9 protein-coding genes are annotated in these 9,080 nt (G+C 44.7%); 1 reads left to right on the top strand and 8 read right to left on the bottom strand.

Translation table 11 applies throughout. From position 1 onward, the window contains the following. From EYO21_05035 to alaS, 5 genes are all read right to left on the bottom strand, one after another. On the bottom strand, positions 1–976 hold a 976-nt coding region (locus EYO21_05035), incomplete at its 3' end, for a sodium-dependent transporter (GenBank protein HIB03172.1). A gap of 17 nt (positions 977–993) precedes the next feature. Beyond that, complete coding sequence (locus tag EYO21_05040) at positions 994–1,386, bottom strand: hypothetical protein (protein HIB03173.1); 393 nt, start codon at positions 1,384–1,386, stop codon at positions 994–996. Continuing rightward, positions 1,383–2,276 carry a diacylglycerol kinase family lipid kinase gene (locus EYO21_05045; protein HIB03174.1) on the bottom strand — a complete coding sequence of 298 codons (894 nt, stop codon included), beginning with the start codon at positions 2,274–2,276 and terminating at the stop codon, positions 1,383–1,385. The genes EYO21_05040 and EYO21_05045 overlap by 4 nt, the downstream gene beginning before the upstream one ends. After that, a complete protein-coding gene (locus EYO21_05050; protein ID HIB03175.1) occupies positions 2,276–2,665 on the bottom strand; it encodes a RidA family protein in 390 nt (129 codons plus the stop codon). The genes EYO21_05045 and EYO21_05050 overlap by 1 nt, the downstream gene beginning before the upstream one ends. A 174-nt stretch (positions 2,666–2,839) precedes the next feature. After that, positions 2,840–5,422 (bottom strand): alanine--tRNA ligase, encoded by a 2,583-nt coding sequence (gene alaS, locus EYO21_05055; GenBank protein ID HIB03176.1) that lies wholly within the window; start codon positions 5,420–5,422, stop codon positions 2,840–2,842. Positions 5,423–5,595: 173 nt separating this feature from the next. On the opposite strand from alaS, the gene plsX reads away from it, so the two are divergent. Further along, positions 5,596–6,642 (top strand): phosphate acyltransferase PlsX, encoded by a 1,047-nt coding sequence (plsX, locus tag EYO21_05060; GenBank protein ID HIB03177.1) that lies wholly within the window; start codon positions 5,596–5,598, stop codon positions 6,640–6,642. On the opposite strand, the gene EYO21_05065 is transcribed toward plsX, so the two are convergent. From EYO21_05065 to thpR, 3 genes are all read right to left on the bottom strand, one after another. Further along, complete coding sequence (locus tag EYO21_05065; protein HIB03178.1) at positions 6,635–7,273, bottom strand: hypothetical protein; 639 nt, start codon at positions 7,271–7,273, stop codon at positions 6,635–6,637. The genes plsX and EYO21_05065 overlap by 8 nt on opposite strands. A 12-nt stretch (positions 7,274–7,285) precedes the next feature. Then, on the bottom strand, positions 7,286–8,320 hold the full coding sequence (recA, locus tag EYO21_05070) for a recombinase RecA (GenBank protein ID HIB03179.1): 1,035 nt from the start codon (positions 8,318–8,320) through the stop codon (positions 7,286–7,288). 123 nt (positions 8,321–8,443) lie between these two features. Then, a complete protein-coding gene (thpR, locus tag EYO21_05075; protein HIB03180.1) occupies positions 8,444–9,019 on the bottom strand; it encodes an RNA 2',3'-cyclic phosphodiesterase in 576 nt (191 codons plus the stop codon). Positions 9,020–9,080: the final 61 nt, after the last annotated feature.

Here is a 9,080-nt window from a genome sequence, read left to right on the forward strand (position 1 = left end):
GAATTGAGATTGCCGATGTGAGGGCAGCCATGAAAAGTAAAACAAAGAACAGTGTTCCCCATAATGTGCCGGCAGCTAATTGTGGAAACACGGATGGCAAAACAACAAAGATCAAACCTGGGCCTTCAGCGGGATTTGCTCCAAGAGCAAACACCGTTGTGAAGATGGCTACACCAGCTAACATAGCAATAGCTGTATCCAAAAAGAGCACCCACAAGGCTGAATTCAATAAATTTTGTTTTTTATCCAGATAACTGCCATAAGTCATCATGGTTCCCATACCGAGGCTAACAGTAAAAAATGAGTGCCCTAATGCCAGAACAATGGAAGAAGCAGTCAGATCCTCAAAACGAGGGTTAAATAAAAAGGAAATCCCTTTCATACCACCCGGAAGCGTTATTCCACGGATTGCAAGTACAAATAGAAGAACCACAATGAGTGGCATCATAATTGTTGACCATTTTTCAATCCCCCCCTTTACTCCGTTCACAATAACCCAGATACAAAAGCCCATAAATAAAACCTGATAAATTATAGGGCTCCAAGTAGCGCTAGTAAAAGTATTGAACACATTTCCAGCAACATCAGGATTGCCAGCTAACTCATTGAATCCACCGGTTATGGAAACAACAATATATTTTATTATCCATCCACCAACTACACCATAGAACGAAAGAATAACAAAGGCCGAAGCTACACCAAGGTAACCAACGTATTTCCAACTCGAGCCAGGTGCTAACTTCTCAAAAGCACCAACAGGACTCAGTTGTGTTTTACGCCCTATCACGAATTCGGCAATAACGATCGATAAACCAACAATAAGAATACATGCCAGGTATACAAGAGTAAATGCCGCACCGCCATTTTGCCCAGCCATATGGGGATATTTCCAAATATTACCAATGCCGACCGCCGAACCTGATGCGGCCAGGATAAATCCAATTTTAGATCCCCAGCGTTCGCGTTTGTCGGCCATTATTCAGTTCCCTTCATTTAGTTCTCAGTCTCGTCAAACTTTTCATCATTTTCATCAAAATCGGACAGATGACTGTCCACCAGTGCATCAGCCAGATTGTAGATGTACACAAAAGCACTGTACCACGCATACTTGTTTCGATTATCTCGATAATATTCCCTCGATTCCGCGTAAGAACCATCCTCCCATGAATTGTAAGCAGAACGATTGGCCTGGAACTGGTATAGCATCCAGAGTTGGGTTCCAAATATTAGTGCCGCTTTAATCTTTTTTCCGTTATACAGTTGACCACCTCCGGAAATAAGTGAATAGGTCAATGCCCTGCGCGGTGATTTTATCACCACAGATGTTGAGTCCTGCGCTGATGCAGAAGCCGTCAATAGCATTATAAATAAAGCAAATTGCTTCACTGAGTCTGCCCCATGCCTCCGTCCCAGATAGTGAAACCGCCAGGAATCATTTCAACTTCAAAAACTTTATTATTACCTTCGATGATTTCACCGTCAAGGTGCATGGGTAATGGTTCTTCGCTGGTTACCTTCACTTTCTTGGAACGAAGAATTGTTACTTCTTCCAAATCATTTATTTTACCGTTGATTAGTTTGGGAAAGTTCCATACGATCTTCATGGAGCTAATATCAGATACATGACACACATCAAAGAACCCGTCTTCCAGCTGAGCATCTGGAGCAAGGCTGAGGCCACCACCAACAGACCAGCCGTTAGCAATGCAGGTAAGATAAGAGTGATCATCTATAGTCTGATCATCCAGTTCAATTCTCATAGGAACGGCACTCCAATGTCGAAGCGTCTTAAAAATAGCCACCAAGTAAACAATTTTGCCTTTAAGTCTTTTTATCTTACGACTCTGTATGTTTGCATAGGCATCAAAACCAATACCAAGAACGTTCACGAAATATCGCTCGCTGTTATAGAGACCCAAATCAACCATTCTCGGTTTTCCATTCAAGATATTATCCAAAGCAGCTTCCAACTTCATGGGAAGTTTAGCGCTACGCACAAAATCGTTTCCGGTACCTATGGGAATGACCGCCATAGGAGTTTCACCACCAACAAGGCCGTTTAGGACTTCATTCATAGTACCATCGCCACCAATAACGGTAACTAAATCGTAATCTGCCTTAATCTCTTTAGTGAAGTGGGTAGCATCTCCTGGACCTTCAGTCCACCGGATCTCATGATCCACTTCTTTCTCCAGGAGAAGTTTCTCTAGTTGAGGCAGCAGTTTCAGGGTAGTTCCCCTTCCCGCCTGTGGATTTATAACAAAGAGTATTCTCATTAACTCCCCTTAATGGCTATACATTCGATTTCCACATCAACCCCCAGTGGCAATTTCGAGACTTCCAGTGCGGAGCGGGCCGGTGGATTTTCGCTAAAAAATTCGAGGAAAACCTCATTCAGCTCAGCGAACCGGGAAAGATCTGTGAGAAAAACGGTAAGCTTCACGCTGTTTGAAATGGACGATCCGGAAGCTTCCAAAATTCCGTTTATATTCTGCAAAACGCGTCGTGCGCGGGCCTTGAAATCGCCTTCGACTACCTCTCCTGTGGAAGGGTCCAGGGGAATCTGTCCGGCAGTAAAAATAATTTCACCCGTCGAAATTCCCTGGCTGTATGTACCGACAGCGTGAGGAGCATTTTCTGTCTTTATTACAATTCTCTCAGTCATTGTTCGTTTTCTCCAAATTCCATAACGCTATACTGATATCGTCATTCATCAACTTTTATGCAATCACTCCTTAAGTGTTTCCATGATCTTGTTATACCTCATAAGAAAAACAACCATTTTTCCGTCAATCCTGTTAATACATATTAATTTCATCTATAAAAAAAGATTATTATCTCAGAGTTTGGCAGTTATCATTTTTTCAGCTGCTTTCAAAGCACCATCCAATTTCGCCGGATCTTTTCCTCCCGCAGTGGCAAAATGCGGTTTTCCGCCACCGCCACCGCCCAGCTCTTTCCCCACTTGCTTCACAAAATCAGTTGCCTTAACCCCTAATTTCACTAGATCATCAGTTACAACGCAAGCAATGCAAGGTTTATCATCAAAAACTGTCCCAAGAACACCGACGCCACTTTTCAGAAGTATCCTTAACTGATCACCTAATGATTTGAGGTGGTCCATATCTTCGGCCTCCACACGGGAAACAACAACTTTCTTCTCACCAACCGACCGCGCAGATTCGACGACCGCAGTTAAATCATCTTCACCGGTCGAGGAGCGCTGTTTCTTCAGTTCTTTCTCCAACTTTTTCCGCTGAACCATGAGGGTTTCTACCTTTTGCTCTACCTCCTCAATTGAGCAGTTAAGGAGAGCTTTTATAGTCTCCAGCGACTCAAAACCGTTCAACACACAATTGATTGCTCCGGGCCCTGTCACTGCCATGATTCGGCGAACGCCGGAGGAGAGAGACGACTCTTCTGTAATTTTGAATAAACCAATATCGCCCGTTCTCCCAACATGAGTGCCGCCACATAGCTCTTTAGAAAATTCACCGATTGTAATCACCCGCACTTTATCTGCATATTTCTCCTCAAAGATGGCCTCTGCTCCTTCATCTTTGGCCTTATTATAATCCTTCACGGTGATGTCCAGCGGTGTATTTTTTTGGATCTCATCATTAACCATCTCTTCGATTTGTCGGAGTCCTTCGAAAGTGATTTTCTGATAGTGCGTTAAATCAAACCGAAGATAATCAGAATGGACAAAAGAGCCCGCCTGCTGTACATGATCACCAAGTACATTTTTCAGCGCTTTGTGAAGGAGATGGGTAGCGGTATGGTTCTTTTTTATCTTCTCCCGCCGTTCGTCATCCACCTGGGCGGTGACGGTTTCCCCGTTTATGCTATCACCCTTCTCAAATTCACCAACATGGATATGACTGGCTCCCTCCTTCACCGTGTCCGTTACCCGAATCGTGAAGCCGTTTCCAGACAAGTTGCCCGTATCGCCAACCTGCCCCCCCTGTTCGCTGTAGAATGGCGTCTTATCGAGCACAATCAATACGGTACCCTTGGAACAGTGATACTTGCGAATAGTTGATTCAGATGAGAGACCGCTGTAACCGAGGAATTCTGAATCATCTCCTTCTGTTACAGTCGTCCAGTCCTTATCGGAGACGTCAAGTTTGAACTTCCCTACGCTCCGAGACTTTTTCCGCTGTTCTTCCATGGCCTTATCAAATCCTTTTATATCAACAGAAAGCCTTTTTTCTCGAGCCATCTGCTCTGTCAGATCCACAGGAAAACCGAATGTATCGTAAAGCTTAAAGACGGCTTCTCCCGAAATCGTTTTCCCGGACAAGTCAGTGACGATTTTATCGAACTGTTCCAGCCCTCGGTCCAATGTTTCATTAAAACCTATCTCTTCTGCCTTGATAACTTTTTCCACATGGGACTGCTTTTCAACGAGCTCGGGATAGACATCTCCCATGAGTTCCACTACCGTCTCCACCAGATTGGACAAAAAGGGGTCTTCTTTTCCCATACTGTGACCAAACCGTGCGGCCCGCCGCAATATGCGCCTTGCAACATAGCCACGTCCCTCGTTGGAAGGAAGTACACCATCTGCTATGGAGAAAGAAAGCATCCGAATATGATCAGCGATAGCACGGTGACCTACCAGATCGTCCTCATATTTCACACCCAGATTTTTCTCCTGAACTCCGATAATAGATTGGAAAAGGTCAGTGTCGTAGTTGCTCGTTTTGCCCTGTAACACCGCGGCTATTCTTTCCAGGCCGGCACCGGTGTCTACATGCTTTTTCGGCAATTCATTCAAGGTACCATCAGAAAGTCGGTTATTCTGTATGAAAACAAGGTTCCATAACTCCCAGTACTGATCAGAGACGTTTATGCCTTTTTCAGACTGTTTGGACGGATCTTTCCCAACATAGTAGTGTATCTCGGAGCAGGGTCCGCAAGGCCCTGAATCACCCATCTCCCAGAAATTGTCCTTCTTCCCAAAACGTAACACCCGATCCGGGGCAATATCTGTAACCTTTTTCCAAAGTTTATCGGCTTCATCGTCGTCATCGTAAACAGTGGCCCAAAGACGATCTTTCTCCAGTCCCCAAACATCGGTGAGAAGCTCCCAGGCCCATTGAATAGCTTCAGCCTTGTAATAATCACCAAAAGACCAGTTTCCCAACATCTCAAAAAAAGTGTGATGAAAAGTATCGTAGCCCACCTCATCCAGATCGTTGTGTTTACCGCTGACACGGATACACTTCTGACTGTTAACTACCCGTAAATGCTTCGGTTTTTCTTTTCCCAGAAAAATGTTCTTGAACTGATTCATTCCGGCATTAATAAATAGCAGTGTGGGATCATCCTTCGACACCAAGGGCGCGCTCCGGACATAGGCGTGACCTTTTTCCTTAAAAAAGTCAAAGAATTGATTTCTGATTTCAGATGCTTTCATAGCCACCGGTGGTGTGCAATCGAATTAGTTAATTTACGCTGATGGGATGAGGTGGAAAACGATGGAGATAATAGACCATTAGGATTAACTCGTTTATGTTTCTTTTCGTTAGATTTGTAGTTAACCATCTACCCAAGAGAAAAATAATGTGACATGACCTGCAAAAAATACATATGATCTCAATCGCTGTAGATGCCATGGGTGGAGACCACGCACCCCAGAAAATTGTACAAGGAGCTGTGCTTGCTTCCAAGGCCAACCCTGTCCGAATTCTTCTCGTTGGGGATGAATATGCCATAAAAGATGAACTGAAACACCACGAGTACCCTTCTGACAGTCTGAAGATTATTCATACTCCTGATTCCATATTAATGGATGAATCACCGAAAAAAGCTGTTGTAAACAAACCAAATGCCTCCATTCTCATCGCTGCTTCATTGGTGTCCAAAGGGGATGCAGATGCTCTCGTTTCAGCTGGAAGCACCGGATCGGTGGTCCTTTCGGCCGCAAAAAAACTTTCAAAGATACCCGGCATCAAACGGACAGCAATCGCTACTGTCTACCCCACACTCAACGAGTTCAAGCACGATGACCACTTAGCACTCATGGTGGATGTGGGTGCTAATGTAAAATCCTCCGCGATGGAGCTTGTGCAGTTTGCTATAATGGGTTCCTCATACGTTGCCAATGTGCGGGGGGTGGTGTCGCCGAAAGCAGCTTTGTTGAATATAGGTGAAGAAGAAACTAAAGGGAGCGAAAAAATGCAGACTGCATACCACATGCTAAAAAAAGTACCATCCCTAAATTTTTTTGGCAATATTGAAGGTAAAGACATTCTCCGAGGAAATGTGGATGTTATCGTAACCGACGGCTTCGTGGGCAACATTGTTATCAAAACACTAGAAGGGGCTGCCATGGCTGCCGGCCAACTTGGAGAAATAGCGTTCCGAGCAAAGTTCAGTTGGAAACTAGGCCTTTTTTTCCTACGAAAGGGGTTGAGACGAATCCGGGAAGTAACGGATTACGCTGAATACGGCGGCGCCCCGCTTTTAGGATTTGAGAAAATGGTCATTATTGCTCACGGGCGATCCAACGCAAAAGCTGTCTCTAACGCCATCAAACTGGCCGGAAAGTCTGTCAGAGACAAAGTGTGCGAAACCATGGCTCAGCAGATCGGCGAACTCGATGTTCAACCGAAAGAAACGTTTTCAGTCAATTGACCGTCTTAACTTTCAAGTTTCTAACTACCGGCTCCATCTGATCCCACGTAAATCCCTTTCGCTTTAACAGGTTGACGAAGCTCTGTTTTTCCTTTTTGTTCAGCGCCTTATTTGGGTCAATTCCACGCTTTTTCATTAGATTCAGGATCAGTTTATCCGCTGGGTATTTTGAATAAGTTACATCAAGGGTATGCTCTATAATTTTTTGAGCGATACCCGTTTTGATCAGTTCACTTTTCAAAGCTATAGGCCCGAGGCATTTGTTCTTTACCCTGTCCCGGGCAAATACGGCGGCGAATTCTTCGTCGTTCAGATATCCCTTCTCAACCAACTCCTCTGTTACCCGACCCGCCAGACCCTTATCCCAGCCTTTATGGACAAGCCTATTGGTAATCTCTTTTATACTCCGCTGTCGGTAGCTTAACAGATTCACGGCAGCATGTTTCGCCTTATCAAATTCATCTGCCGTTGTCAGTTCCTTGATTTGTTTATTAGATATTTCTGCTCCTTCTTGAATATCGTTCAGAAAAAAAATGCCTTCAGAAACACTGAAGGCAAATTGACCGTCAACAAAAATGGAACGCCTGTCCGGCCGTTTTTTGTTGACCTTAATGGCGGTGATTTGAGGCACTAATTAAGAATCTTATGTTTCCTCTGTGGTCTCGGCTTTGGCTGCTTCCACACCGAGGAAACCTTTCACCTCGTGCTCAATTTTTTCACATGTATCGGCATACTCTTTAAGATACATCTTGGCATTCTCCCTTCCCTGGCCTATCCGATCACCACCGTAGGAATACCAAGCACCTGATTTGTCTACAATATCAGCTGTTACGGCTAGGTCGAGAAGGTCGCCTTCATATGAGATACCCTCACCGTACATAATATCGAACTCAGTCTGCCGAAATGGCGGAGCACACTTGTTTTTTACCACTTTTACCCGGACGCGATTCCCTACGCTTGTATCACCTTCTTTGATAGCACCGATACGACGAATATCCAATCTCACAGATGTATAAAACTTGAGAGCGCGACCACCTGGTGTCGTTTCAGGATTGCCAAACATAACCCCGATCTTCTCCCGGATCTGATTGACAAAAATAACTGCTGTATTGGATTTGGAAACGGAACCGGTAAGCTTCCGCAAAGCCTGAGACATGAGTCTGGCCTGAAGCCCCACGTAGCTATCTCCCATTTCCCCTTCCAATTCCACACGAGGCACCAGCGCCGCCACTGAATCGATGATCACCACATCTACGGCGCCGCTCCGAACGAGTGTATCACAGATCTCCAACGCCTGTTCACCCGTATCTGGCTGAGATACCAACAGGTCAGTAATGTTCACTCCAAGCTTTTCAGCATAGATGGGATCCATGGCGTGTTCAGCATCAATAAAAATGCCATAACCGCCTAGCTTTTGCGCTTCAGCTAGGATATGAAGCGCTAGTGTCGTTTTTCCTGATGCTTCTGGTCCGAAAATCTCTGTGACTCGTCCTCGCGGGACTCCGCCGATTCCGAGAGCCGAATCAAGCGAAATGGCACCCGTTGGGATGCCTTCCACTGATGCTATAACTCCCTTTTCCCCAAGACGCATAACAGAACCTTTCCCGAACTTTTTGTCGATCTGAACTAATGCCAGATCCAGCGCCTTATCTTTCTTGCTGACTTCTTTTGCACTCATCTAATCGATTCTCCTACTCTCCCAGCTTTTACTGAATTATCATTAAAAGCCAAAGATGTGCTCTTTGATCTCCTGATTTGACCCTTTGAATATATCGATAACTGAACAGATTATGAATTTATCTCACCTTGGTTTAAGGCTGTGTGTTCCCAATATTGAGTAAAGGGCGCCGCTCGGGAGAAGTTCACTCTGGTAAAGGATAATCTTGGGGACATTCCACAAGACGGGTTCATATTGAGCGGTTAAAAAATCTGTTATGTCTGGCGTCACTTTTTGAGGATAGCGTATCCTCCCTATTGTAATATGTGAAGAATAGTTGTGCTCTTCTTGAGGATAACCTAGCTGATCCATTTCACTTGTGATCATTTCAACCAGTAATTTTAATTCGGCCACATCACCATTAACACCAAGCCAAAGAATCCGTGGCCGCTCTTTTTTTGGAAAACAACCTGTGCCAGAGACAGTTAGAGAAAGATCGCTATTTTGCCCGGAAATTTCGCGAAGTAAACGGTTAATTTTGTCCACCTCTCCCGGTGCCGTGGGACCGATAAATCTGAGCGTGATATGAATGTTTTCCTTTCTCACCCACTTCACAGCTTTCTGATTCGCTTTTACGGAGGATTTAAGCAAGAGTGCAACCTCGCTGACCGTTTCCGGTGTATCTATAGCAATAAATGTTCTGATCAACTTCTCAGGCATGACCAATCTCGCTCATGATAAACTTCTTCAGCTTTTCAAACAAATCCAAAGACCAGCGGAA

The sequence above is a fragment of the Candidatus Neomarinimicrobiota bacterium genome (assembly GCA_012964825.1).
In the GTDB taxonomy this organism is placed as follows: Bacteria; Fidelibacterota; Marinisomatia; order Marinisomatales; family S15-B10; genus UBA2125.